Annotated in this window: 26 protein-coding genes and 1 pseudogene; 18 read left to right on the plus strand and 9 right to left on the minus strand. The window is 72.2% G+C overall.

Annotation, left to right across the window (positions count from 1 at the left end; genetic code table 11):
• The first annotated feature begins 13 nt into the window (after positions 1–13).
• From ACZ6Z8_RS30235 to ACZ6Z8_RS30260, 6 genes are all read left to right on the plus strand, one after another.
• On the plus strand, positions 14–340 hold the full coding sequence (locus ACZ6Z8_RS30235; RefSeq protein WP_465613219.1) for a hypothetical protein: 327 nt from the start codon (positions 14–16) through the stop codon (positions 338–340).
• A gap of 67 nt (positions 341–407) precedes the next feature.
• On the plus strand, positions 408–1712 hold the full coding sequence (locus ACZ6Z8_RS30240; protein WP_465613220.1) for a hypothetical protein: 1305 nt from the start codon (positions 408–410) through the stop codon (positions 1710–1712).
• 35 nt (positions 1713–1747) lie between these two features.
• Positions 1748–3586, plus strand: coding sequence for a hypothetical protein (locus ACZ6Z8_RS30245; RefSeq protein ID WP_465613221.1), 1839 nt, complete (start codon positions 1748–1750; stop codon positions 3584–3586).
• A gap of 25 nt (positions 3587–3611) precedes the next feature.
• Positions 3612–5429 (plus strand): hypothetical protein, encoded by a 1818-nt coding sequence (locus ACZ6Z8_RS30250; RefSeq protein WP_465613222.1) that lies wholly within the window; start codon positions 3612–3614, stop codon positions 5427–5429.
• Positions 5430–5444: 15 nt separating this feature from the next.
• Positions 5445–7370 (plus strand): hypothetical protein, encoded by a 1926-nt coding sequence (locus ACZ6Z8_RS30255; protein WP_465613223.1) that lies wholly within the window; start codon positions 5445–5447, stop codon positions 7368–7370.
• Positions 7371–7381: 11 nt separating this feature from the next.
• Entirely contained in the window at positions 7382–9427 is a 2046-nt protein-coding gene (locus ACZ6Z8_RS30260; RefSeq protein WP_465613224.1) for a hypothetical protein, read from the plus strand.
• 110 nt (positions 9428–9537) lie between these two features.
• On the opposite strand, the gene ACZ6Z8_RS30265 is transcribed toward ACZ6Z8_RS30260, so the two are convergent.
• Both ACZ6Z8_RS30265 and ACZ6Z8_RS30270 read right to left on the minus strand, forming a co-directional pair.
• On the minus strand, positions 9538–10053 hold the full coding sequence (locus tag ACZ6Z8_RS30265; RefSeq protein ID WP_465613225.1) for a hypothetical protein: 516 nt from the start codon (positions 10051–10053) through the stop codon (positions 9538–9540).
• Positions 10054–10071: 18 nt separating this feature from the next.
• A complete protein-coding gene (locus ACZ6Z8_RS30270) occupies positions 10072–10905 on the minus strand; it encodes a GntR family transcriptional regulator (RefSeq protein WP_465613226.1) in 834 nt (277 codons plus the stop codon).
• Between the two features lie 135 nt (positions 10906–11040).
• Here ACZ6Z8_RS30270 and ACZ6Z8_RS30275 point away from each other — a divergent pair, with 135 nt between their 5' ends.
• From ACZ6Z8_RS30275 to ACZ6Z8_RS30330, 12 genes are all read left to right on the plus strand, one after another.
• The gene (locus ACZ6Z8_RS30275; protein ID WP_465613227.1) at positions 11041–11265 is read left to right on the plus strand and encodes a hypothetical protein; all 225 of its coding nucleotides are present in this window, start codon (positions 11041–11043) and stop codon (positions 11263–11265) included.
• Positions 11262–11390, plus strand: a complete 129-nt coding sequence (locus tag ACZ6Z8_RS30280; protein WP_465613228.1) for a hypothetical protein — start codon at positions 11262–11264, stop codon at positions 11388–11390. The genes ACZ6Z8_RS30275 and ACZ6Z8_RS30280 overlap by 4 nt, the downstream gene beginning before the upstream one ends.
• Entirely contained in the window at positions 11391–13127 is a 1737-nt protein-coding gene (locus ACZ6Z8_RS30285; RefSeq protein WP_465613229.1) for a hypothetical protein, read from the plus strand. It begins immediately after the preceding gene.
• 31 nt (positions 13128–13158) lie between these two features.
• Complete coding sequence (locus ACZ6Z8_RS30290) at positions 13159–13389, plus strand: hypothetical protein (RefSeq protein ID WP_465613230.1); 231 nt, start codon at positions 13159–13161, stop codon at positions 13387–13389.
• A gap of 161 nt (positions 13390–13550) precedes the next feature.
• Entirely contained in the window at positions 13551–13892 is a 342-nt protein-coding gene (locus tag ACZ6Z8_RS30295) for a hypothetical protein (protein WP_465613231.1), read from the plus strand.
• A 52-nt stretch (positions 13893–13944) separates the two neighbouring features.
• Positions 13945–14391 (plus strand): hypothetical protein, encoded by a 447-nt coding sequence (locus tag ACZ6Z8_RS30300; RefSeq protein ID WP_465613232.1) that lies wholly within the window; start codon positions 13945–13947, stop codon positions 14389–14391.
• Positions 14392–14396: 5 nt separating this feature from the next.
• The gene (locus ACZ6Z8_RS30305) at positions 14397–15476 is read left to right on the plus strand and encodes a hypothetical protein (RefSeq protein WP_465613233.1); all 1080 of its coding nucleotides are present in this window, start codon (positions 14397–14399) and stop codon (positions 15474–15476) included.
• Positions 15477–15552: 76 nt separating this feature from the next.
• Positions 15553–17820, plus strand: a complete 2268-nt coding sequence (locus ACZ6Z8_RS30310) for a hypothetical protein (protein WP_465613234.1) — start codon at positions 15553–15555, stop codon at positions 17818–17820.
• A gap of 201 nt (positions 17821–18021) precedes the next feature.
• A complete protein-coding gene (locus ACZ6Z8_RS30315; RefSeq protein WP_465613235.1) occupies positions 18022–18366 on the plus strand; it encodes a hypothetical protein in 345 nt (114 codons plus the stop codon).
• A 123-nt stretch (positions 18367–18489) separates the two neighbouring features.
• Positions 18490–19077, plus strand: a complete 588-nt coding sequence (locus ACZ6Z8_RS30320; RefSeq protein WP_465613236.1) for a hypothetical protein — start codon at positions 18490–18492, stop codon at positions 19075–19077.
• Positions 19078–19194: 117 nt separating this feature from the next.
• Positions 19195–20028: a nucleotide-binding protein gene (locus tag ACZ6Z8_RS30325; protein WP_465613237.1), complete on the plus strand. Its 834-nt coding sequence runs from the start codon at positions 19195–19197 to the stop codon at positions 20026–20028.
• Positions 20028–20330 carry a hypothetical protein gene (locus tag ACZ6Z8_RS30330; RefSeq protein WP_465613238.1) on the plus strand — a complete coding sequence of 101 codons (303 nt, stop codon included), beginning with the start codon at positions 20028–20030 and terminating at the stop codon, positions 20328–20330. The genes ACZ6Z8_RS30325 and ACZ6Z8_RS30330 overlap by 1 nt, the downstream gene beginning before the upstream one ends.
• A gap of 96 nt (positions 20331–20426) precedes the next feature.
• Here ACZ6Z8_RS30330 and ACZ6Z8_RS30335 read toward each other — a convergent pair whose 3' ends face one another.
• The 7 genes and pseudogenes from ACZ6Z8_RS30335 to ACZ6Z8_RS30365 all read right to left on the minus strand — a co-directional run.
• On the minus strand, positions 20427–20996 hold the full coding sequence (locus tag ACZ6Z8_RS30335; RefSeq protein WP_465613239.1) for a hypothetical protein: 570 nt from the start codon (positions 20994–20996) through the stop codon (positions 20427–20429).
• A 63-nt stretch (positions 20997–21059) separates the two neighbouring features.
• Positions 21060–21458: an SsgA family sporulation/cell division regulator gene (locus ACZ6Z8_RS30340; RefSeq protein WP_465613240.1), complete on the minus strand. Its 399-nt coding sequence runs from the start codon at positions 21456–21458 to the stop codon at positions 21060–21062.
• A 147-nt stretch (positions 21459–21605) separates the two neighbouring features.
• Positions 21606–22499 (minus strand): phosphotransferase enzyme family protein, encoded by an 894-nt coding sequence (locus ACZ6Z8_RS30345; protein WP_465613241.1) that lies wholly within the window; start codon positions 22497–22499, stop codon positions 21606–21608.
• Between the two features lie 78 nt (positions 22500–22577).
• Positions 22578–22775: a hypothetical protein gene (locus ACZ6Z8_RS30350; RefSeq protein ID WP_465613242.1), complete on the minus strand. Its 198-nt coding sequence runs from the start codon at positions 22773–22775 to the stop codon at positions 22578–22580.
• Positions 22776–22850: 75 nt separating this feature from the next.
• Complete coding sequence (locus tag ACZ6Z8_RS30355; protein WP_465613243.1) at positions 22851–23444, minus strand: hypothetical protein; 594 nt, start codon at positions 23442–23444, stop codon at positions 22851–22853.
• A 163-nt stretch (positions 23445–23607) separates the two neighbouring features.
• Positions 23608–24174 carry a hypothetical protein gene (locus ACZ6Z8_RS30360; RefSeq protein ID WP_465613244.1) on the minus strand — a complete coding sequence of 189 codons (567 nt, stop codon included), beginning with the start codon at positions 24172–24174 and terminating at the stop codon, positions 23608–23610.
• Positions 24175–24331: 157 nt separating this feature from the next.
• Positions 24332–25284 (minus strand): annotated as a pseudogene (locus tag ACZ6Z8_RS30365) (hypothetical protein); the annotation flags it as partial.

Below are 25284 nucleotides of genomic sequence, written 5' to 3' on the forward strand. Positions count from 1 at the left end.
AGGAGAAGTCACCATGCCGATGGCCGAAGTCCCCGGTGCGCTCTGGGCGCTGCCCACCCGCTTCCGCCTCGCCGCCCTCCTGACCGGCGGGGCCGAGCAGGGCATCACGGTGCCCCCCAACCCCCCCACGCCCCCCGCCCTGGCCGCGCGCGCGGCCGCCCTGGCGGACGCCACCACCGACGCGGCCGCCGACGAGGGGGAGCCCGCGCCGGACCCCGACGACGCCCGCCTCCTCATCGAGGTGCACGGGATCATGTACGCCGCCCCCACGGACGGCAGCGGGCAGTGGCGGACGTGGCCGGACATGCAGATGTGCCCCACACCGACGCGCAACCCGTAACCTGGGCTGAGCTGCTGGCTGGTGGGCCGGGCCGACGAGACGTCGTGTCCGAAGGGGGCCGGCCAGAGTGGTCTACACCGGGTGGGCGAACTTCGCCGGCAGCGAGCTGGTCAACGACGCTCGCGCGTGGGCGTACGCCCAGCGGTACGGCATCCCCTACGAGTGCCCGCCCTGCGCTGGCCTGCCCACCGCCCTCGGCGGCCCCGAGTACACCACGCCCATCGACGACGACGCCCCGTGGTACGACCCGTCCCGCCCCGAATCCGCCCGCGTCCTCGGCTTCGTCGGGCTCGACTTCGACGGACTGCAGGCGTCCACCGCGCAGCGGACGGCCACCTCCGTCATCGGCGACGGCGCGCTCCTCGGCCCGTTGCGGATGAAGGCGCGGGAGATGCGGTTCAAGGTCCTGGTGCTCTCGCTCGACGACGCCGCCGCCTCCTATGCGCTGGAGTACCTGGCCGCGATGCTGCGCGGTCAGGGGTGCGGTGGCGCCGCTTGCACCGGCGACCCGCTGTGCCTCTTCACCACCTGCCCCACCGGCTCCGCCCCGGCCGGCGCCACCACCCCGGCCGCGCCCGGCGACCGTGAACTCCGCACCCTCTACGACGTCGGCCTCCTCGACGGCCCCTTCGAGCGGTCGCGGGAGTACATGTACGGGCCCGACGCGGGCGGCGGGTGCGAGGGCGGCAACCCCACCTTCTCCGTCGTGGAGTTCACGTTGGTGGCCGGCAAGCCTTGGTTGTACCGGCAGCCGGCCATCACCCCCGCCTCCAACTGGGTCGACCTCGCGCAAGGTGTCCTCGTCCCGAACTTCGACCCCGACGCGGTGTACGACCGGTGCCCGCCGGTGGCACAGTGCGCCGTCGACCCCGACTGCGTCCCCCCGCCGCTGCCACCCCTGCCACCCCTGCCCGTTGACCCCTGCTACCCGCGCGGCCCCATGCTCGCCCGCCGCACCATGCTCACCGTCCGGCCGGACGAGGTGCCGGAGTGGGGGGACTCCGTCCCCGTCCTGGAGTTCTTCACCGGTGACCGGCCCCTGCGCCGCGTCACCGTCCGGTGGTACGCCAACCCGATCGGGATCGACTGCACGGCCCAGGAGCCGGACCCCTGCGCGGCCTGCGTGGACATCAACATCGCCTACCTGCCCGCCCGGGCGAACGTCCTGATCGACGGCCGGGTACAGCGCGCCACCGTCGACTGCTCCGGCGGCACCGGCCGGGTCCGGATGATCGGGCCGAAGGGCGGACCGTTCGAGTGGCCCACCTTCTCCTGCGGCTCCGGCTGGTGCATGGAGATCGTCAGCAGCAGCGACCTTGGCACCGGTGCCCGGGCCCGGGTCCAGATCGTCGGAAGGGCGGATGCGGCATGAGTCGTTGCGGTTGCGCCGGAGGATGCTCCTGCTACATGGTCGGCGGGGACAGCACGACCGTGTCCGGCAACGGGTCGACGGCGGCGAACTACGCCGTCAACGTCGACTTCACCAAGCCGGGCGGCACCGGCGGCCTCCACCTCCTCAACGAGTGCCTCCCGTCCTCCCTCACGGACGGACTCCAGTACGTCCCCAACGTCAACCCGGCCCTCCCCGGGAAGCTCACGCTGCGGATCAGCGGCGACGCGGGAAACGCCGTCAAAATCGGCAGCGACGGCGGCCTCTACGTGCCGGCCGCGATCCGGCCCCCCGGCCTGCTGTGCGAACGCAAGGTCAGCACGCTTCCCACGTCCGGCCAGCTGTGGGGGCGCACCGGCGCCGGCCCGAACATCTTCCCTTGGAACGTCATCCGCTCGGCGCGCGCCGCCGCCGCCCTGCGCCTGGACGGCGTCCTCCTGGACGTCAGCGTCCTGGCGGACGGAACCCCCGTCATCGCGCCGTACCAGACGTTCGAGGACGACTGGGCCGCCGACACCTGCACCATCGCACCGGGCGCCTGCCAGTCCGCGATGTCGTACCTGCCCTACCCGACGTACTCGTATGACCAGGTCGGCCTTCCGCAGTGGAAGAACCTCGTCGTCACGTCCGAGTGGTGGTTCGCCCCGTCCGAGAGGAACCAGTGGGGTGCGAACACCTGCCTCGAGGTAATCGACGAGATGGCCGGGATGATGGTCCTCGGCTGGCGCATGCCGCCGCAGTCCGCCGGCAAGGGCCTGGAGGCGGCGCTGCTGCGCCTCATACAGCGCACGTGCACGCAGGCATCGACCGTCGTCGTGTCCGAGGACTACACCCGGCTCGCCGCCTTCACCGCCGCCGGGATCGAAACCGGCGCCTACATCAGCACCAACGCCGACCTCGCCGCGAACCCGCCCGCCTCCCTCGTCGCCGCCGGCGTGAAGTGGGCGTTCGTCGACGCCCGCCGGTCGGACACCGAGATCCTGGCGTACAAGGTCGCCCCGTTGAAGACGGTGGCGGTGAACATGTCCCGCCGGTCGCAGCGGACCCGGGAGACCTCCCTCGGCATCTCCGGGGTGGTGTCCGACGACCCGGTGTACTACGCGGCGAAGGCGGCGCCGATGACGCGGGCCCCGTGGGTGTTCGGGAACTTCGTCTCCGGGCAGCTGCACGAGGAGATCGACCAGCAGCTCTACCGTCCCAACCGGCGCGGCCGGCCCCTCACCACCGCCGACGACCCGAACGGCGGGTGGGAGATGCCGCCGATCCCCACAGCCGCGGAGAAGGTGCGCACCCTCACCCTCGGCTGGGCCACCCCCAACCCGCTCACCGTGATCGGCACCTCGCAGATCCTCACCTACACGTGGCGCCAGCAGTACCGCGACCCGGTGCCGGCGGCCGGTGCCGGCGTCGGCCTGGGCCTGATGGTCATGGTCGACACCGACCAGCCGTACGCGGACGTGACGACCAGCACACCGCCGCGCTCCTACAACCCGCCCTCGTACTACCACTGCTACATGGCGCCCAGCGGGACCATGCAGATCAACGGCCGGTACAACGGCGCGGCGATGACGCCGGCGTCCGCGAGCGCCGGATCACCGGCGCCGGCCGCGAACACGTGGGTCACCCTCCGGGTGAAGATCACACCGTCCTCCGTCATCTTCGAGCGGCTCAACGGGAGCGGCGTCGCCGTGCAGTCGGTGACGTACACCCACACCACACCGGCCGCGACCGCGATGCGCACCAACGTGCAGGCGGGCCGGTGGGCGCACCTGCGCAAGCAGAAGGGCGACGCGGCCGGCAGCCCCGACTTCGTCGGCTGGTTCCAGGACCTGACCGTCACCGTCTCGTCGTCCTGACCGGACCGAACCGAAGGAGGAGAACGTGACGACGCTGTTCGGATGCGGTTGCGTGCAGGTGTGCCAGTGCCGGTTCCAGGGAGGGGTGGGAACGGCCGTCACCGGGACCGGCGACGACTCCAACCCGGTCATCATCACCATGGACCTCACCACCGCCCAGCCGCAGGTGGCCGACCTCGTCGGCGCCAACCTCGGCCCCGGCCTCACCTACGACAAGGCCTCCCGCCGCATCCGCGTCCGGGTGTCGGAGGACGCCGGCAACACCCTCTCCGTCGACAACTCCGGCGTCTACTCCCCGGGCACCTCCTCCGGCTGCTCGCGCACCGTCGCGTCCCTGCCCACCTCCGGCGTGCTGTTCGGCTCCCGGGGCGCCGGCACCAACACCTACCCCTGGGGCCTCATCCGCTCCGCCCGGGCCGCCGCCGACCTCGACCTCCACGGCATCTACCTGCCCGTCACCTCCTTGTGGGACGGAACCCCCGTCACCCCCTCCTGCTCCACCCTCGGGGACGGCTGCATGGCCTACGCCACCGACATCGCGGCGAAGTACGGCCTGGACTACCACGACATGTCGATCCAGGCGTGGCGCAACCAGATCGTCAACGTCGACACCTGGTACCCCAACGCCCGCCCCTGGAGCGGCCTCGCCGTCCCGGGCGAGCAGGGGGCGATCAACACCGGCCCGTACAGCGGGATCAACAGCGGCCTCTCCCAGATCGGCGCGAACACGGTCGGGCAGGTCATCAACGAGGTCGGCGACCGCCTCGTGATCGCCTACCTCCTACTGCCCAGCCCGGACAACCTGCTGGAGATCGCCCTGCGGGACACGATCGTCAACGCGTGCGCGCAGCAGTCGTCGATCGTCCTCGCGACGACCTACCAGCGCACGATGATCGCCTCCGCCGCCGGCATCCAGACCGGCGTGGTCCTCGCCACCGCCGCCGACATCGCCGCGAACCCGCCGGCCGCGATCGTCGACGCCGGATGCGACTGGGTGTTCGTGAGCCGGTACCTGACGGACGCGCAGATAGCGCCGTACCGCGTCGCGGGGCTGAGCGTCATGGTGATGGGCATCGCCCGACGCGGGCAGGGCAAGGCGCAGGAGGTGCGCGTCCAGGCCCGGGGGGTGGTGTCCGAGGACGCGGCCTACTACGGGTTCAAGCAGCGGCCGCTCCGGCGCGACCTGTGGCCGTTCGGCCAGTACATGGCGGGCCAGCTCCACACCGGCGTCGACACCGACCCGTACAACATCGCGAAGAAGGGGAAGTGGTTCGACACCGGGAGCGCGGGGCCGTCCGGGTTCAAGGGGTGGGTGCCGGGCCAGGCGGTGGCGGAGAACCTGACCACGGTCATCCTCGGGTGGGCCTGCCCCCTGCCGAAGCCGACCAGCTACACCATCACCTGGTCCCACCAGTTCCAGAAGCGGCCGGCCGGCGCGGACGACGGACCGGCCCAGAACGGCATCGGCCTGCTCATCGCCCTCGACGACGACAGCGACGTGGCGGACGGGCAGGTGCCGGCCAACTACTACTGGCTGCACCAAACCCCGGACGGCAAGCTCGTCGTCAGCCGTCGCTGGAACAACCTCGACGCCGTGTTCCTCACAGCGGGCAGTGCGGTCCCGCTGAACACCTGGCAGCACTTCCGGGTCACCGTCACCCCGACCACCATCACCCTCGACCGCCTCGACAAGCCCGGCGCCGCCGGCGTCTCCCAACAGTCCGTAGCGCTGAACGAGTCGGGGCCGTTCCCGCGAGGGCCCTACGTCGCCCTCCACCGGCATCAGGACAAGCTCGACCCGATGACCGGGGCCTGGGCCAACTTCGAGTACACCTCCGTCTGAAAGGGGCTGGCAACCATGGGACGTTGCGGGTGCGCGACGAAGTGCGGCTGCGCGGTGAAGGGCGCCAAGGGCATACGGGTAACCGGCGCCGGGGGCCTCAACGCGCCGCTCGTCGCCGGGATCGACCCGGGGCCGTGGGGGCAGGAGGTGTGCGCTCAGGTCGGGCGGGTGCTCGCCGCGACGATCGACCCCGGCAGCGGCCTGGGCGCCGTCGCCGGGCCCCCGCCGGCCATCCGTGCCACCATCTCCACCCGCACGGGCAACACCATCTCCATCGCCCCGTCCGACCGGGGCCTGTACAAGGCGGCGACCAACCCCACCCCGCCGCCGTCCCCCGACTGCACCGTCACCGTCTCCGGCCTGCCCACCCGCCACCTCGTCGTCGGCCGCAGCGGCTACGGAGAGAACGTGCAGCCGTGGAACATGCACAAGTCCGTGCGGGCCGCCGTCGACAGCCGCCTCGACGCCGTCCACATCGACGTCTCCGGCCTCGGGGACGGCACCGCCGTCATCGCCCCCTACTGGACGTTCGGAAGCCCGACCGAGACCCAGCCCGGGGTGATCCCCGGCACCGGCACCAACTGGACCGACAACTGGGACAAGATCAACGGCTTCCGGTACGACCAGATCGGTCTCCCGCAGTGGAAGAGCCTGCTCATCGTCAAGGACTCTTACGGCTTCTTCGGCGGCGGCGAGTACTACCAGTGGGGCGGCGAGACCGTCTCGGACATGCTCAACGAGGTCGCCGGACGCATCGTCATCTTCTACCGGCTCCCGCGCAACAACCCCACCACCACCCCCGGGTCGCCCACCTTCTCCGGCCTCTCCGACCCCACCTTCACCGCCGCCTCCAGCGCGCTGCTCCCCACCCTGCTGCGGCACTGCGTGCAGGCGTCCAGCGTGGTCCTGGCGTACGGGCAGTACCAGGACGTGACGTCGCCGTTCTTCGCCGACTGGGCCGCCGCCGGGATCGAGCGGGGGGTGTGGATCGAGACGGCCGACCACGTGACGGCGAACCCCCCGGCCGCCCTCGTCGCCGCCGGCGTGCGATGGGTGTACCTGTCCGTCCAGCTCGGCACGTACTACGGGCAGGCGGCGAAGGCGTACGTGGACGTGGGCCTCAGTGTCGTCTACCTCGGCCTCGGCCGGCGGGCCAACAAGCCGACCGAGGAGGAGTTCAAGGTCCGTGGCGTGTGCTCCAGCGACCCGCTCTACTACGCGCAGGCGGAGCCGGTGCGCACCCGCGACATCTGGCCCTTCAACATCGGCGGCGCCGGCGGCAGCGCGATGTACATGTCCGGCCAGCTACACGACGGCTTCGACAACTACAACTTCCGGCCCTACACCGTGCGCGGGGAGGGCTCGCGCGCGCCCAACTGGGAACTCGACGGCGGGTGGCGCCTGCCCTTCACCGGCCGGTCCTCCGCCACCTCCTCCTCCAACATCGTCCTCGGCTGGGCCGGCCCCCTCGCGGTACCGGAGCAGTGGCGGATGACGTGGGAGATGCGCTTCGACCAGTTCTCCAGCGGCAACGACGGGATGAACGCCGGCATCATCTGGTCGCTCCGCGACGACTCCCGCGTCCGCGACACCCCCGGCGAGCCCCTCCCGCACGACTTCTCGTACTCCGGGGTGCGGCAAAACGGGGAGGTGTTCATCGGAGTGAACTCCGGCACCGCCGGCCGCTACACCGGCACCTTCGCCGCCAACGGCCGCCTCACCACCGGCGTCTGGTACTCCTTCGAACTCGTCGTGTCGCCCTCCGAGATCCGGTTCCGGATGCGCGACCGCAACAACGCCGCCCAGTGGGAGGCGGAGGCCCGCCTCGTCGACTCCTCCCACCGCTGGCCCTACCTGTCCATCAACGCCAACGGGGACACCACCCTCGCGAACTCCCCCCTCGTCTGCTTCCGCAACCTGCGGATCAACCCCAACAGCTAGGAGAAACGATCATGTGCGGATGCTGGGGCCGGGGCAACAGCGGGGGCGGCACCGCAGGGTGCACCTGCGCCATCGCGGCCGGAACGGGAATCAGCGTCACCCCCGGCTCGACACCCGGGTCGTACACCGTCACGGCCCGCCCCACCGACCTGGTTTCGGCCGATTCCCCGAACACCCTCACCACCGGCTCGGACGGCAAACTGCGGGCCACCGTGGCCAGCGCCGACGTGGTCGCGGCCGTCACCGGCACCGCCTCGATGTGGGCATGCGGCCTCACCGCCGACCAGGCGGCCAAGACGGTGGGTGTGAAGCTGCGCCCCGCCGGCGGTCTCGCTTGCGATCCCGCGACCGGGCTGTACACCGTCGTCGACCCCGCCGCCGGCAACGCCCTGGTCCTCGGCCCCACTGGCCTGCGCGTCGACTGCACGGCCGTCGTGGCGTGCACGGCGGCCGCCGTCGACACCACCGATACCGGCCTGCCCCGCCTCGTCTACACCGGCGGCAGGTTCGCCGTTCAGCGGGCGCAGCCGGTGGCCCGCGTCGCCGCCCTGCGCGCCTCCACGGTGGAGATGGTCGGGGGCAGTGCCGGCGGCGCCCTGCTGCTGCGCCCGCCCGCCTCCCCGGAGGCCCTCGACTACGCCCTCGTCAACCAGCTCACGATGATCCACAACCCGGTGATGGCGACGGCGGACGGGCGGGCGGCGTGGGTGCCCAACCGCACCGGCCCGTGGGCCGAACCCTGGTACACCACCGGCTCCACCGTCCCCGTCGCCTCCTCCACCGTGACCGAGGCGCAGTGGCGGACGTGGGTCACCAACGCCGGCGACCACGTCACCCACCGCGGCTCGGCCGAAGCGCCGAACATGGTCAAGGGCACGCCGGTGCCCGGCGCTGCGTCGCCGCCGTCCGGCACCGGCGGCTGGTACGGGCACGAGGCGCAGGCGCACACCGGGCTGATGTTCCGCGACGTCCTCGACCGCGTCGCCGGCCGGGCGGTGGTCATCCCCGAGGTGGCGACGGCGGCCGCCCTGACCGCCGTCCTCGCCGACCTCGACAACAACCCCGACGCCCGCGCCTCGGTCATCATCGCGTGCACCACCCTGGCCCTCGCCACCACCGCCGCGTCGACGGGCAAGGGCGTGGCGGTGGCCGTGGCCGTCCTCCAGGGCGAGCAGGGAACGAAGACACCGGCGGCCATCGCCGCCACCGGCGCCACGTGGGCGATCGTCGCGTGGGACATCCCGACGATCGCCACGTACAACACGGCGAGCGTGGCGGCCATCGCCTACGGGGTCAGCAGGCACTCGGCCCGCAACGTGCTGGAGGGCCAGGGGGTGAAGCGGTTGATCTCGCACGACCCGCTGTACTGCCGCTCCGCGCCGGCGGCCTACCGGTCCGTCACCGACCCGTGGTCGAGCAAGTTCGATGGGCCGGGCGAGTTGACCGCCCTCACCGACGCCGGCCTCTACCTGCACAGCGACGTGTCCGGGTCGTACCCGTGGGACGTGCGCGGCTACTACGACGAGGGCGGCGGCAAGGTGTTGCCGAAGGGCTTCGTGCAGCCCGGCGCCCTGGCCCCCACCCTCCTCCTCGGCTGGATGGGCCCGATCACCGAGCCGCAGTACACGATCACCCTGCGGCTCTCCCTCCTCAGCGCCACCGCACAGTCGAACGCGGCCGTGGGCCTGTGGTTCGCCCAGCCCGACGACTCCATGGCCGGGCAGTGGGGGTACCGGGCGGTGATCGACCCCGTGACCGGCACGGTGTCCCTCGTGCAGCTCGGCGCCGGCGGCTCCACCGCCACCTCGCCCGGTGCGGCGCCGGCCGTGGGCGACGTCTTCGGCCTGGTCGCCACGGTCACCTACGCGGGGGTGAGCGTGCAGCGGGTCGACGCGGCCGGGGCGCCGGTCGGTTCCCCGGCCTCCATCGCCGGCGCCGCCTGGCGCGGTGCCTACGCCGGGGTGGTCATGGACAAGGTGGGGATCGACGCCGGCGTCCGGCTCCTCTCCGCCGCCCTCACCTTCCCCGCCCCGGCGGCGCCCGCTCCCCGCCCGTAGACACGACGGTGGCGGCCCCTCCTGGCATCCAGGAGGGGCCGCCACCACGTTTCCCCGGCCCATCATCACCCGGGCGCCCGCATTCCCCAGGCACCCGGCAGAGCGCGCCGCTACGCCCACTCCTCGGCGGTGTAGAAGCGCCGCAGGACCGGCGTCCCGCCCTTTGGGTCGGGCGGGGTGACGCCGAGCAGCGAGACGTGCAGCACGGCGGAGTTGTGGCAGTCGACCGTGAGGCCGTACCCGGCGACCGGGACATGCGCCCGTGTCGACCACCGCTCGATCCCGCCGACCTCCGACGACCTGGCCGCCTTCACCGCGTTGATCATGAACCCCTCGACACCTTCCATCGGGTACCGCCCCCGGTCGTCCGGGGTGAGCGGTCCGGCCGGTTCGTACGGCAGCGGCGTTCCGTGGGCCGGCAGCGGTTCCGGGTGGTCAGGACCGAGATCGCCCCGAGCGCTCTCGCCTATCACCTGCCACCACACCGCCGCGCCGTTGGGCAGGCGGATGACCACACCGTACGGATGCACCGTGTGCTGTGCCTGGGAGAACAGCAGGGCCGGCATGTCCGGCGCGGCTGTCTTCACGCCGTCGAACAGGACCCGTTGGAAGCGGTCGGGGCGCATGGCTCCCCCCTTCGAGTGCTACTCGTCGTCGGTGTCGATGGCCCAGGAGTTCTCGAGTTCCCACAGGTGGGTCGGCAGTACGTGGAGGGTCACCTCGACCACGCGGCCGTCCGCCGTCGACGCGATGTGGAGGATCTCGTAGACCGTGGCGTCGGACGGCAATCCGAAGAACTCGGCCTCGTCGATCCGTACGGTCCGGGTGTTGGTGATCTCCCGGATGCGCTGCTGCTTGAACCCGGCGCGGGCGAGAGCGGAGATCATGCCGCCCGGTCCGGTGTCCTGCTGGTCCAGGCCGGCGGCGTACGCGACGTCGGAGGGGATGTAGGAGTCGGCGATCTGCACGGCGACCTCGACCGGCTCGCCGCCGTCCTCGGGCCGGGTGGCGGCGAACATGCGCCGCTGGCGGCAGATCGTGTTGGTGCCCGGCTCGACGCCGAGGAACGTGGCGACGCGGCCGGGCGGGGTGTCGAGGGTGACGACGGTCTGGGAGCGGGGCGAGTAGCCGGCCGCTTCCAGCTCGGCCTGGAAGGCTCCCTTGGCCTGGGCGCCGTCCGGGCCGACCCGCTCGCGGTTGGGGCGCTGGTAGCGCTCGCTCGCCTTGCGGGTGAACTTCGTGTCGATCGGGGACACGCGATTTCCCTTCGTGGATTTGATCACCAGGCCCTCGCGGGCGAGGTCGGTGAGAGCACGGCCTACGGTGGCCCGGGCGGCGCCGAGTTCGTCGGCGATCTCCTGCTCGGTGGGCAGGCGAGCGCCCGGGCGGTAGGCGGGCCAGGAGTCGGGGTCGCCGATGCGCGACTTGATGAGGGCCGCGACGTCCCGGTAACCGGGCGGCTTCTGCGGTTTGGTCATGGCGTCACCTTAGGTATGCGCAGCAACGAAGTCAATTGACGCGCAATGGATTGACTTGCGCGGCATCCAAGTGTCAGGGTGGGCCCACGCCCCGAACCGGGGCGCAGTGGACGCCAACACTTCCGGAGCTTCGTCGTGGGAAAACACGCCGCACCGCCGCACGTCCCGCCCGTCATCAGCGCCCCCGGCACGACCGCCGCCGGCCGCCACGCCGCCCACCTGATCCCCGCCCAGGGGACCGTGCCGGCTGTGCCGCGCCGCCGACCGCCGGCCGATGTCGCCCCCTTCTTCGCCCGCGCGGCCGACGCCCGGAAGGGTGGAATCCAGGTCGCCGGCCTCGCCCCGAGGGGGCACCTGTGACGCGCCGCAGCAGGACGAGCGACGGGGTGAAGACCCTCACCGCCCTCGTCGTCTGGGTCCTCGTGATCATGTGTCTCGTCGTCGTGTTCGCCGCCAACCAGATGAAGACCCCCGGAGCGCACTAAGTGACCACCGCAACGACGGCCGTCGCGTCCCCCGGCGCGACGGCCGGCACCACCCCGGCCCTCCGCAACATCCCCGCCCCCCGCAGCACCAGCACCGCGGCTTCCCCTGGCGCGCGGCACATCAGCAAGGAGGAGTTCGACGACGCCGTGAAGGCGCTCGCCGACCTCCTGGCGATCAGCACCTTCGTGACGCGGCTGCTCATCGGCCTCGGCCTCGGCGGCCTCATCTTCACCGCCGCCAACGTGACCGTCTTCGCGATGGCACACGACACATGGGCCGGCATCGCCTGGATGCTCGACCCGCTCGCGTCGCTCTCGCTGCTGGGTGTCCTCTACGTCGACGGACGCCTCATCCCCCACGGGGTGAAGCCCGGCGGCTGGGCCCTCATCCTGCGGTGGATCGCCGGCCTCGGCACCTGGTCCATGAACGTCTGGCCGAGCGTGTTCACGACCGGCAAGCTCAACTTCCACCACGTCGACCCGGGCGGCGTCCTCCTTCACTCCTTCGTCCCCCTGCTGGTCATCACCGTGGCGGAGGCGGCCGGCTACTACCGCAAGAAGATCACCGCCCTGTCCGCCTCCCACGAAATCACTCTGCGTGAGTTCGAGGCGCAGGAGGAACGGCGCGCGGAGGAGGCCCGCCGGCAGGCCCAGGAGGCGCAGCGGGAGGAGCGCCGGCGCCAGGACGCCAGGGACGAGGCCGACCGCAAGGAGGCGGCGGAGGCGGCGAAGCGTGCGGCCGAGGCGCAGGAGTCCGCCGCGAAGCGTGCGGCTGCCGAGCGTGTGGCGGAAGCGAACCGTGCGGCTGCCGAGGCCCAGGCGAAGCGTGATGCGGAAGCGAAGCGTGCGGCTCGTGCGCACGAACTGGCACTGGCTCAGGAGGCGAACCGTGCGGCCAGGATCGCGGCCGAGCAGGAGGCCGCGAAGGAGGTCGAGGAGACGAAGCGTGCGGCCGCCCAGGCGGAAGCGGAAGCGAAGCGTGCGGCTGCCGAGGCGGAGGCCGAGGCGAACCGTGCGGCTGCCGAAGCCGAGGCGAAGGCGAAGAAGGAGATCGAGGAGACCCGCCTCCGCCTGGCGCACGAAGCGGCCGAACGGGACCGCGAGGCGCAGCGACAGGCCGCGATCGTGAAGGCCGAGGCTGAGGCCGAGGCGACCCGGTTGCAGGCAAAGGCGCAGGTCAAGGCGCAGGAGGAGGCTCTCGTCCTCCAGCGCGAGCAGGCCGCCGCACAGATCCGGATCGCCGAGGAGGAGGCGAAGGCGCGCGCCGCACAGGCCGCCGCACGGGCCGCACAGAAGTCCGTGCGGAACGTCGTGAAGACACCCGCACAGATCGAATCGGGAGCCGCACAGAACGCGCGTTCGGCCGCACGAAACGACGCCGGCGCGACCGCACAGAACGCGCGTTCGGTCGCACAGAACGTCGACGACGCCCCGCACGGATCACGCTCGCTCCCCGCACGGATCGCCGCACAGTTGCCCGCACGGGAGGGCGAGAAGCCGCGCGCGTACCAGGCGCGGTTGCGTCACCTCGCCGAGCTGGAGGCCGCACGGATCGCCATGGACGGCGACACGATCACCGGCGCACAGCTCGGCGCGCTCTTCAACTTCGAGGAGCGCTGGGGGCAGGCGCGGATCACCGAGAGCACCACGCGGTGGGAGACGGACCCGGAGTTCAAGGACGAGGTCGAGACCCTGTGGCTCGAACTCTCCGTCGAGCCGGACACCGCCAACAGGTAACACACAGTAACGATTGGAAGGGGTGGCGGCGGTGCCGTCGAAGCGTCAGATCGCAGCTCGGCAGCGGAAGGCCAACTACTGGGCCGAGCGCATGGCCGCCGCCGCCACCCCGGCCGAGGAGCTGAAAGTGTCGGTCGGCCGCCTGGTCGCCGTCCTCAACAGCCTCCCGGCCGGCACCGCCGCCGGGTCCGTGAGACGGCTCACCGAGATGGTCGACGACCTCCGGACCGACCTCACCCACTCCGGCCCGCACGAGACATAACCGCAGGTCAGAGCGCAAGTCTGCAAGTCCGCACGTCCGCAAGTCTGCAAGGGGGCGGCCCCCGGGGGAGGCCCAACGCGTGCGCGCGCACCCGCGTGCACGTGAGCGCCCGCGCGCGGGCGCGCGATTCTACGCCACAACTCGCTTAAGGGGTAGGGGAAATGACTGCGATTCCGGCTGCGGTGACGTTCTGGTTCCTCGTGGCGATCGGCATCCTCTACGCCGGCGCCTCCACCCACGGGCGGCTCTTCGTCCGCCTCCTCATCGCCACGGCCACCGCCCTCTTCGGCCTCGCCGTCCTGGCCCGCCTCGGCGCCTTCGACGTCCCGCACCCGCTGCGCCTGGCCACCGTCTCGACGCCGCTGCTCCTGGTCCTCTTCGGCTACTGCGCCGCCCTCGTCGTGGGGGAGCGGCGCGTACCGGTCCAGCACGACTCGCTCGCCCCCATCGGCCTCATGTCCGCGCTGCTCCTGGTGCCCGTCGTCCTCGTCGCCATCGGCTGACCGCGCACCGCACCGACCACCACCCGACAACCAACCCAAGGGGTAGGAATCCATGACCACCAACACCACGATCACGCTGACCGTCGGTCTCATCGCCTGGGTGCTGGCGGGCCTCCTGTGGAAGGTCAACACCTCCCGCAGGTTCCCCCGGCTCATCGCCCGGGCCACCGTCCTTCTCGTCCTGATCGGCGCGGTCGGCGTCACGGCGGCGAAGCCGGGCGAGTGGCTGCACGCGGTGGTGACCGCCGTCAACGGCTGGACCGCCGGGCAGGCGTGGATCGGCGTCTCCCTGCTGGCCATCGGCGCCGTCTGGGTCGTCGGCGTCACCCTGCTCAACTTCATCAACGCGCAGATCACGGACCGGACGCTGATCTACACCGCGTTCGCCCCGCTGTCCGCCGGCATCATCCCCGGCGCGGTCGGCGCCGCCTGCCTGTCCGTCATCGGCAACATCTCGAACAGCCTCGGCGGGTGGATCGCCTCCGGATTCCAGGGCTGATCCCGGTGATCGAACTCATCATCGGCGCCGGTGCCCTGGCGTGGAGGGTGGAGGGCGAGGCTGTGAAGGCCCACCTGCGCTACCACGTGGAGCTCAAGAAGGCCGACATCAAGGCGAAGGCGCGGGCCGCCCCGCGAACCGCCCTGAACGCCACCGGCCGCATCGCGAAGAGGTGGGCGACGTCCGCCCTGGAGGCGGGCACCGACTACGCCGTCGAGGGCCTGTGGAAGGTCCACGACTACTTGAAGGCGTGGCATGAGGAGTTCCCGGCGGTCCGGGAGCAGATCAACCAGACGTACCGGCGAATCCAGGCGGAGGGGTACGGCGATGAGCTACCCGTGGCGCAACAAGCTCCTTCGAGGACGGCGTCGGCCGCCGGCCCGGCGCCCCGACCCCCGAAACCCGGGCCGGCCCCGCCCCCGCCCGTGGTTCAGCCCCCGGACCCTGGTCCCGCTGGGCACTCACACGGCGGCCTGACCATCCCCTCGGGCATCTACCCGTACCCGGGGACCACGCCGCAGCACCCGGCGGCGACACCCGGCCGCGTCCGTACCGCACCGCCTGCCGGCGGCCTCCCGGCCCCCCGGCCCGCTTCCCCCCGCCCCGTCATGAAGGAGAACCGCCCGATGGCGAACATCCAGTCCGTCCCCGCCCCCGACCCCGCCACCATCCTCGGCATCGACCTGCCCGACGTGAGCACCCTCGGGAAGGTCCCGCAGGAGACGGTCACGAACTACGACTCCCTGCGGGCGAAGATGACCGCAATCAGCATGCAGTCGACGGCTCAGAACGTCATCGCCCAGGGCGACGCGGTCCGCTCCCTGATGCAGTCGCAGGGGAGCGAAGCCGACGCCCTCGCCCTCCAGGCGAGGGGCCTGGACAAGGTCACCGTCGAGCTGGTGACCAACCTTGCCGCCGTCGACGTCGAGTATGCGAAGGCCCAGGCCGCCGTGGCCCAGGCCGCCGAGCAGCGGATGGTGCTGGCGCAGCTGATCAACGACTGGGTCACCAAGGTCTACGACCACCAGGTCCGCTTCTACAACGAGGGCGGCGGCACAGTCTCCGCCGACTTCCTCCGCAGCTGAACCCTTGGGGCCCCCGTCCACCGGGGCCCCACCCCCTGCCTCTCCCCACCTCACCCCACCGACAGGACGGCCCGTCATGGCGCGCACCACCGCCCCGAAGACCACCAACCAGCACCTCATCGACCCCGCCCTCCTCCAGGCCCTTGAGGCGCAGCGCGCACAGTTGATCGGCCAGATGCCGGCCGTGGCCGCCGCCGAGCCGCCGAAGACGTCCGACCGGGCTGCGCGCTTCGACCGCTGGTGGCGCTCCCTGGGCCAGCCGCTCAAGGGGTGCGTCGGCCTGATGGTCGGCGGCTACTGCCTCGTCCGCTCCGCCATCGTCTACCGCCGCGCCCTCGCGCCCTTCTACGCGGCCGCCGGCGCGTTCGCCGCCCCCGCCCTCCTCCACCCGCACGGCACCGCCGGTGCCATCGGCGCCGGCGCCCTGGCGGCCGGTGTCGGAGTGGAGACGTGGCTGCGCACCACCGGCGGCCCGCCCGTCCCCGGCCTACGCCGCCGGCCCCTCGCCGGCCGGAAGGAGCAGCTGTTCGCCGAGTCCCTCGCCCTCACCGCCGCCACGTGGCTGGTCGCCGCGACCATCGGCGGCCCGGCCGCACCGCCCTTCCCCGGCCTGCTCGGCGCCGCCACCGTGGCGTTCGGCATCCCGTGGTGGTGGCACATGCAGCAGGCCCCCACGGTGGACGAGGAGGCCGTCGACGACGTCGACCAGGAGGACGGCGAGGAGGACGAGGACCAGGAGGACGAGGACCAGGAGGAGGAAGGGATCTACCAGCTCTGGTACGACCACGTCGCCGCGAACTTCGGCGCCCTGCCCGGCTCCGACCTCGACAACCTCGTCTACGGCGACGGCTGGTGGTCCGCCACGATCGTGCAGCCGCGAGGCCGCGGCTCGTACGACCGGGCCATGGGCGCTGTGCCCGGCATCGCGTCGACGTACGACGTCCCCAACGAACTGGTCGAGATCTCGCACGGGCCGAAGCGGACCGGCAACCGGGTCAAGGTCACCGTGTACGAGCGCAACCCGCTGATGGACCCCTTCACCTGGGAGGGCCCCCACCTGCTCGACCCCAACACCGGCATCGCCCGCCTCGGCCGCTACTTCAACGGCGAGCCCGTCCCGTACCGCTTCTACCGGCGCGGCTCCGGCCCCGTGCACACCCTCATCGCCGGGACCAGCGACGCCGGGAAGAGTCAGGTGGTGAGCAAGCTGCTCATGTACGAGCGGGCAAGCCCGTTCTTCGTGAGCTGGGTCGGCGACCCTCAGCGCGGACAGTCCCTCCCCGCGTGGCAGGACCAGGTGTCCTACTTCGCGGACACCGAGCGGGAGATGCAGATCCAGCTGGAAGAGGCCGTGCGGTTCATGTACGGCCGGAACGAGGATCTGGCCGCGCTGGAATGGATCGACGAGTACGGCAACAAGCGGCGCGGTGTCGAATCCTTCGACCCCATCGCCCTGGGCCTGCCGATCCTCTCCATCACCCACGACGAGGCGCACCGGGTCCTCAAGCTGGGATCGAAGGCGGTGAACGACGCGGAGAACTTCGCGACGATGGCCCGCAAGTGCGGCGGGAAGCTGCGTCTTGTCGTGCACGTCCCCACGATCGACAACATCGGCGGCTCCAACATGCTCAAGGAGATGCTGACGTCTGGGAACGTCCTCGTGTTCCGCACCGCGTCCCAGACGACGGGTCAGGTCGCGTTCCAGGGGGCGATGCCGGTTCAGCCGCACCTCATCCCGAAGGAGTGGGAGGACGGCTCCACCACGGCCGGCGTCGGCTTCGCCTCGACCCCCGGCGGCCGGTCCGCCATGATGCGCACCGACCTCGTCCGCAACCTGCCCCGGTGGCAGTCCCGCTACCAGGTCCAGGACCTCCAGGGCCGCGACGCCGAGCACCTGACCGAGGCGTTCACGCGGTGGCAGGAGCGCCGGGACCAGCGGCGCCAGGGTGTGCTCCTGCCCTCGGCGGAGATCCCCGGGAAGGCCCTCGCGAAGCAGGCTCTCGAAGAGGCGCACGCGCTGGTGCAGGCGACACCGGACGGTGTGGAAGACGCCATCGCGGACGCCAAGGCGCAGGCGGTGGCGGACGCCAAGCGCGCGCAGGCGGTCAGCGGCCCGGCGATGGCGCCGACCGCCCGGGTCGACATCCTCACCTACCTCATGGGCCGGCCGGGCGAGCAGGTGTCGAACAAGGAGGTCATGGCCGCGACCGGCATCGTGGCGAAGACGGTGGCCAGCTCCCTGGACCGGCTCGCCGACGACGAGCTGATCGTGAAGGTCGCCCGGGGGAAGTGGATGTACGTCCAGCAGCAGCAGGTGGGCCGGGAGTTGGTCGCGGCCGGGTAAGTGAGCAGGTGAACGGAGGTTCGGGGCCCAGCCGGGGAACGGCCGGGCCCCGAACGCGTGCACGGGCCCGTGCACGCCCTGCGGCGCGGCACGTGGCCTGATACCGCCGCCGTGGCGTGTTCACCCCGCCACGGGCCGCCTACCATGCACGAACGGCCCACCCCGTCCGGGGGCGGGCGGAGACCGGTACGAGAGGTGACGGTGACAGGCGACTCGGACGAGGTGGCGAACCTTCGGACCGCCCTGCAGCGGAACGCCGACCTCGTCAACAAGTTCCCGGCAGGCTCAGCCGCCCACGCGTACGCGCTGGAGGAAGCCAACGCGGCCGCCGACAGGCTCCAGGCGTTGAAGGGCGGAGCGCGGCCGCGCCGGCGCGGCTTCCCCGGCGGCTTCCGCCTCGCCCTGGTCCTCGGCCTGCTGGCCCTGGTGGTGCAGCTGCTCGGCCCGGCCGGCACCGCCACCAACACCACCGCCGGCGTCCTCGGCATCGCCGCCATCACGGCCGCCACCCTCGCCGCGAACGCCAGCCAGCGCGCGAGGCGCTGACCACCCAGCACGCCGGCCACCGGCCGCGCCCCGCGACACCGGGGGCGCGGCCGGTCCGTTTTTCCTACCAGCCCCGGGTGTGTCGCGCCGTCGTTGACCACACCGCCGACCACGGTGGTCGGCATGAGACAGATGACGCGGCGGACGTGCGCGGCGGTGGCGGTGGCCGTGGTGGCGGTCACGATGGGCGGGTGGGCCGCTGTGCCCCCATCCGCCCCGCCCGCCCCGCCGGAGGTACGGCTGCGCCTCGTCTGGCTCCCCGGGGACGTCGCGCCCGTGAGCCTGCCGGACCCGGCGGAGTGGTGCCCGCCGGTGGAGGACGACACATCGCTGTCCCTCCCGGCGGCCGCTGCTGCGCCATCCGAGGTGGGCCCGGCCGCTCCGGGCGCAGCGTCCCCCCTGGCCCCTGTCCGTACGGTGGCGACGGCTCCGCCGCCGGCACGGACGGGGGTCGGTCAGCTGCCGGCGGCGCCGAACGGAAGCGCGGCGCCGCCGGTTCAACACGCCACCGTCCCGGCCGTACCTCTGCCGGCGGCCGGGAACGGTGGTCCCAACGCCCGGTCGGCGTCCTCGCCGGACCTCCTCGTCGCCGCCCGGGCCGACACGGCCGCCGGCGGCCTCGACCGCTTCGCGGGCGCCGTCGCGCTCAGCTCGGCGGCTCTGCTCCTCGGCTTCGGGGCCTGGCTGATCGCCCGCCCCCGCCGGTCGTAGACCCCCTGGCCAACCCCCGTGAGGCCCGCGTCGGTTGTCGGCGCGGGCCTCACGCGTGCGGGCCGGCCGTCGCGCCGTAGGTACGGAGTTCCGTGATCACGGTCTAGCGTTGGGGCCATGAGTGAACGAAACCGGGCACCGCACCGAGACAAGGGCGGCGGGTACACCACCGTCATCGACGACGACGGATGCGAGATCGTCTACGACGAACGCGGCAAGGTCGTCGTGTACGTGTGGGTCTGCATCAACATGAAGCCGGGCACGGGGAAGACCACCTCGGCGGCCTTCCTCGCCCAGGCCCTCCACGAGTTGAAGAAGAAGCCGCTGCTGGTCGACGCCGACCCCGGCGGCACGAAGATCAAGCTGAGCAGGGCGCCTCAGGAACTCGACGGATTGCCGCGTCTGGTCCGCTGGGACAAGAAGGCGCCGTTCGAGTTCCCGGTCCTGGGCTTGGCCGTCCGCGACCTCCACCGGATTCTCCCCGGCGTTGCGCGGCAGGAGGGAGTGACGCACGTCGTCATCGACTCCCCGCCGGTCGAGGACGAGCAGTCGATCGCCGTCTCGGCCGCGAAGGCCGCGACGACGAACGTCATCTGCCTCACCCCCTCCTCCAGCGAGGAGGACGCCACCGTTGACATCCTCGAGGTGCTCGACGATGCGACCTACCAGCTGGAGACGCAGCCGCGGTCGGTCACCCTCCTCAACCGGGTGACGCAGCCGCGACGCAACGTGGCGGCCGCCGCCCTGCGCATCGTCCTGACCGAGGAGGGACACCACGTCCTGGACGCGGTGATCCCCTTCAACAAGTATTTCTCGCGGTCCCACGGGAGTGAGATCACGGCGAAGGGCACCGCGTACGAGGACGCGGCGAAGGAGATCCTGCGGCTCGAAGCGATCGAGCGCGGCGAGATCGAGGACGACACCGACGAGAACGAGATGGAGAGCGTCTGATGGTCAGCAGCGCATCGGCCGAGAAGGCGGCAGCAGAGGCCCGCCGCAACCGGGACCGGAACGACCGGGGCGGCGGGCGGCGTCGTGAGGTCGAGGGACCGCGAACGGACCCGTTCAAGACCACCGTGACCCTGGAACCCGCCTTGCACCAGGAGACGAAGGTATGGCTGGCGATGAACGGAAGCCCCGCCTTCGCCGACACCGTGCGGGCCCTCCTGGAAGTCCTCACCAACCCCCGGTCGGACGACCCGAAGGGGTTGGAGCAGGCGGTGAAGCGCCGCATCCGCGAGTCGAAGAGCTGACCGCCGGGCGCCGGCCGTCCCGGCGCTGAACGAACGGCGCCTCCACCCCTTGAAGAGGAAGGGGTGGAGGCGCCGTCGTCTGCTTCGCCGACCGGGTCAGCCGCCTGCGGGCGCGAGGTCCCGGGCCCAGGCCCGGACCCGGGCCAGCCGGGCGCCCCGTTCCCCGGCCGGCGTGCGCACCGGTGCCGGGACGCCGAGGGCCCGGGCGTACTCCTCGCGCCCGCTGTAGTACGCGGCCAGGACGGCGGCCGCGTACGGGTCCGTTCCGCCCGGGGCCATCCGGAGCCGGACGACGGAGGCGAGCGGGTCGGCGAACCGGGTCGCCTCACTCTGGTGCACCCGGTAGTCCTCCACCCGGTGGGTCGCCGGCACCGCCAGGCCGTAGACGACCAGCCTGCGCGGGTCCGTCAGCCCCTCGACCTCGAACAGTTCGGTGTACGCGGTGTAGTCGGCGGCCGGGAGCAGCGCCCCCTCCACCGCGCGCACGGCACCGTCGAGGGGGCGTTCGTCGGGGCGGAGCCGCACCCACGGGACCGACGTCTGCGGCCGCCGGCCGGACCCGGCCGGGCGCTGGTAGACCAGGACCGCGCCGGCGCGGTCCACGATGACTACGGCCGCGCCGTACTCGGCCGGGTGGTACCGGGGGGTCGTGGTCGTCTCGCTCATGTGTCCAGCGTAGGCACGGGGTGCGTCGGCCGGCGGCTCGGCGCACGGCGGGGCCGGAGGCCGCTACTCGGTGGTCTCGTGGCCCAGGCCGGCGATGGCGGCGAGTTCCGCGTCGAGGGCGTCAGCGCCCAGTTCCTCGCCGATCTTCACGAGGCGGTCGGTGCGGGTGAGGAAGGCGATCAGCGGCGAGGCGGGGCTGTGGACCAGGGCCTCGCCTTCGGGGGACCGCAGCAGGATGCAGACCTCGGGCGAACCGGCGTTGCCGGCGGGGAAGATGTGGACGTCTCCTTCGCCGGCCGGCCCCTGGATGCCGGCGAGGAGGAGGTCACGGCCGAACGTCCACCTCACCGGGACGTCGGTGGGCAGGTGGAAGGTCATTGCCACGGCGTACGGATCGCTGGCGTCGTACTCGACATCGGCGATGATCCGATAGGACATCTCGGACGAGGCCACCAGGCTCATTGAGATGCTTGCCTCGATCTTGCTGTCGCGCCGCATTACGCCAACCCCCACGCGTGTTGATCTTCCAGGTGCGGCGGATGCTACTCGCCGACGCCGACAAACGGCCCCGCCTTTTCGGGGTGTCCCGGGCGGGGCCGTCGTCGTGGCCTACAAGGGGCGCCAACCCCAGGGGTACGGGCGCCGTTCGCGCACGCACGCGAGGCGGTAGTGCGCCTGGGCGCGGGCGGCCGGGCCGGCGTCGGTGTGGCGAAGGGCGAAGAGGAGGGCGACGAGGTTGCGCACGTCGCGGATCGCCCGGTACTCCGGGGTGTCGGCGATGTCGGGGAGGCCGTACGCGGCAACGAACTCGCGGTGGAACCCGGTGAAACCGGCGTACACCTCCTCGTCCCACAGCGACGTCGCGCGGTCGTAGGCGGCCGGGCCGATGGCCAGCGTCTCCAGGTCGATGAGGACGGGGCCGCGTGCGGTGGTCATGGTGTTGTGGACGCCGGCGTCCCCGTGGATCACGCACGGGGCGGGCCAGGCGATGGCACGCCACCGGGCTTCCACCCGTTCCGCCTCCTTGGTGAGCCACCGTCGGTTGGCGTCGCTGACCTGCGCCCAGCCGATGCGGTCGGCGAAGCCGCGGAAGACGTCGAAGCGGGGGATGGGGAGGTCGGCGGGGACGGGGAGGTCGTGGAGGCGGCGCAGCAGCCGGCCGACGTCGGCGCCGGTCGCGGGGGCGCCGTCGCCGAGGTCCTCCCAGAAGGTGACGGCGTGCCGGCCGACCCAGACGGCGGAGTGGTGGGCGGGGCGGACGACTGGCACCCCGCTCTCGTCCATCCACCGGGCGGCCGCCAGCTCGGCGACAGCGCGGTGGGAACGGGACGCGCGGTGGATGCGGACGATGACGGAAGCCATGTCCGGGTGAGGGTCGGCCAGGCGCCAGATGTGGTTGTCGCGCAGGCGCAGCGCGGTGGTGCGGCTGTCGTCGTAGTGGTAGCCGGCGGCGGTGGCGGCGGCGGGGAGGATCGAGGCGGACGGTATACCGGTGGTCTCCATGGCGGTGCCCCTCCTTGGGGCCGAGGCGCGGTGCGGGCGGTCGCCGGGCCGGACGGGCCCGGCCCGGCGACCGGCGGGTCAGGAGGTGGCCGTGGCGGCCGTCGTGCGCGCCGCGTTCACGGCGGCGGCGATCTTCGTATCGGCGACCTGCTGCGCGGCGGTGTAGGGCATGTTCGCGTGGATGTCGGCGGTCAGGAGGTCGCGCCAGAGTCCGGCGTCGCGCCCGGCGAGGCGGGCTTCGACGGCGTAGCCGATGAGCTGCTGTCGGGTGAGCACTGCGGGTTGCCCTTCGGTCGCGGTTCGGGTGAGCGGGGGCCCGGCCGGGTGGGCCGGGCCCCCGGGAGGGGGTGGTCAGGGGCGGGTCGTCGCGGTGATCGCGTCGTCCGGGTTCATGGCCGCCGGGACGTCGTGGCCGGTGAAGACGATGTGCCGGGCGATGTACGTGGTCTGCGAGTCGCTGTTGCCGGGCGGGACGGTGATGGCGTGGATGGTGACGGCGGGGAGGTCACTGGCGTGGGTGCCCGGGGCGAGCCCGTTGTGGGCGGCGGACCACAGCTCGGTCGCGTGATCCTCCGCCCACTCCGGGATGTAGTCGGCGCGGTGGCGGTTCAGCAGGGCGTCGAGGTCGGCGACCAGGAGGCGGACGGGCACCCCGAGGATGGTGATCTCGTCCACGTAGCCGGGCTGCACCGGGCGGCCCGCCTTCACGGCGGCGTCGTGGGCGTGAAGGTAGTGGTCGATGCGCGCGAACTGGGCCTCGGCGGCGTGGCCGGTGGAGAGGGCGAAGAGGTCGGCGGAGTAGAGCTCGACCGGCCGCTCGTCCTGGTCGACGGTGGCGGCGAAGACGGCACGGCGGACGTCGGTGAGGAGGAACTGACGGACGCGTCCGCCGGGCGTGTGCTCGCCCTCGTAGATGTCGGGGAGGGCGGCGGGGTGGGTGGTCATGGGGTTCCTTCCGGTCGCTGTTTCGATGACCTAAATCTATCCCGCGAGGGTGGGGGAGGCAAGGCTCAGGCCATCGGCGACCACTCCCGGGGCGCGCCGGCGGGAGGCGGCAGAATGCCGGCGCCCCGGACGGGATATCCCGTCCGGGGCGCCGGACGGCCCCTCACGCCCCCGCGCGGTACCCGGCGATGTCGGCCCCGGCGTGCCGGGCGACGGCCGCCAGGAGGGCCACCTGCCGGATCGCGTGCTTGCGCGTCAGTCCTCCCACGACCAGGGCATCGACCACGCCCACCACCTTCGCCGCGTCCAGGTCGGCGACCTCGAGGTCGTCCGCCAGCGGCGCGACGTACTTGTTGTGGCGGCGGGTGTAGTTGGCCAGCGTGGTTCCGGTGGCCAACTCTTCGCGGTGCTCGGCGATGTAGGCGCCCACCGTCCCGGCCGGGCGCTCCGCCCCGGCGGGGGCCTCGGCGCTGGGGGCCGGGCCTTCCGGGGTGTCGGATATCTGCGCACCGGCGGCCTCGGCGGCGGCCTCGTGCATCGCGTCGATCTTCGCCGCCTTCTCGTACGCGTTGAGGCATGCGATGTGGACGCGCCCGGCGGACTGCTGGCGGTTCGGGCTCTCGGTGTACCGGCCCCCGCACCACGCGGCGTCCTGGTGCCAGATGTGGAGGACCGGGCTGGTGCTGTTGGCGACCACATAGGTGAACTCGGTCTTGGTCTCGGTGCTCATCGTGCTGCCCCTCTCGGTTCGGCGGCCGGGCCGCTCCCTTTCGATGACTTAAATCTATCGCTCCAGGTGCCTGAGGCAAGCTCGTCCCCAGGGCGACCGACAAGTCCAGTTCAGGGCGGTGCGGGGCCGGGATCACCGGCCCCGCACTGGTCGTCCGTCAGCCCCGCTTCCACCCGGTCACGTCCCGGCCGGCGTGCTTCGCGGCCGCGACCACCAACGCCACCTGCCGCACGGCGGTCGGCCGCTTCACGCCCTGCTCCTCCACCAGGTGGTCGACGGCCCCGGCGATGAGGTCAGCGGTCAGGTCCTCCATGCTCTTGGCGTCCAGCAGCGGCGCGATGTACTTGCCGTGGCGGCGGGTGTAGTTGGCCAGCGTGGTTCCGGTGGCCAACTCTTCGCGGTGCTCGGCGATGTAGGCGCCCACCGTCCCGGCGGCGTGCTCCACCGGCGTCGCGGCCGGGGCCGGTCGCCGCGCGGGAGTGGTCTTCGGGCGGGCCGCCGGCGTTGCAACGGGAGCGGCCGCCTTCGCCGGGGACGCCTTCGCCGCCGTCTGTGCCGACACCGCCGGGGCAGGAGCACGACGGGTCCGGGTCACTCGGTACGGCGACACCATGGCCGTCCGTCCGCCCTTCGCCCAGTCGATGGTGAGGGTGCCGTCCGAGGCGTCGACCGACACGACCCGCCCCTTCTCGTTGCTCTTGTTGCGCACGACCGTATCCCCGGGGTTGATCGGACCGGTCGTCAGGTCGTCGTCCACGGCCGGCGACTCGGCGTCCGCACCTTCCGGCACCTCGGCGACCATGCGCCCGACCAGCTGGATGATCCCCTTGAGCACCGACGAGCGGTTGCCATCGGACCACACCACGGTCACGCCAAGCGGCCCGGTGCTCTCGACGACGCCGACCTCGCCCGTGTCCTCATCCCGAACGACGTCGCCCTTCTGGTAGTCCGCCGTGTCGTCGGCCGGGGCCGGGGCGCCGGTGTCCTCCTCGGGGGCCTCCTCGTCCACGGCGACGTCCGCCGTGTCGTCGGCCGGGGCCGGGGCGCCGGCGTTCTCCTCGGGGGCCTCCTCGTCCACGGCGACGTCCGCCGTGTCGTCGGCCGGGGCCG

This window comes from Kitasatospora sp. NPDC101108, assembly GCF_055584725.1.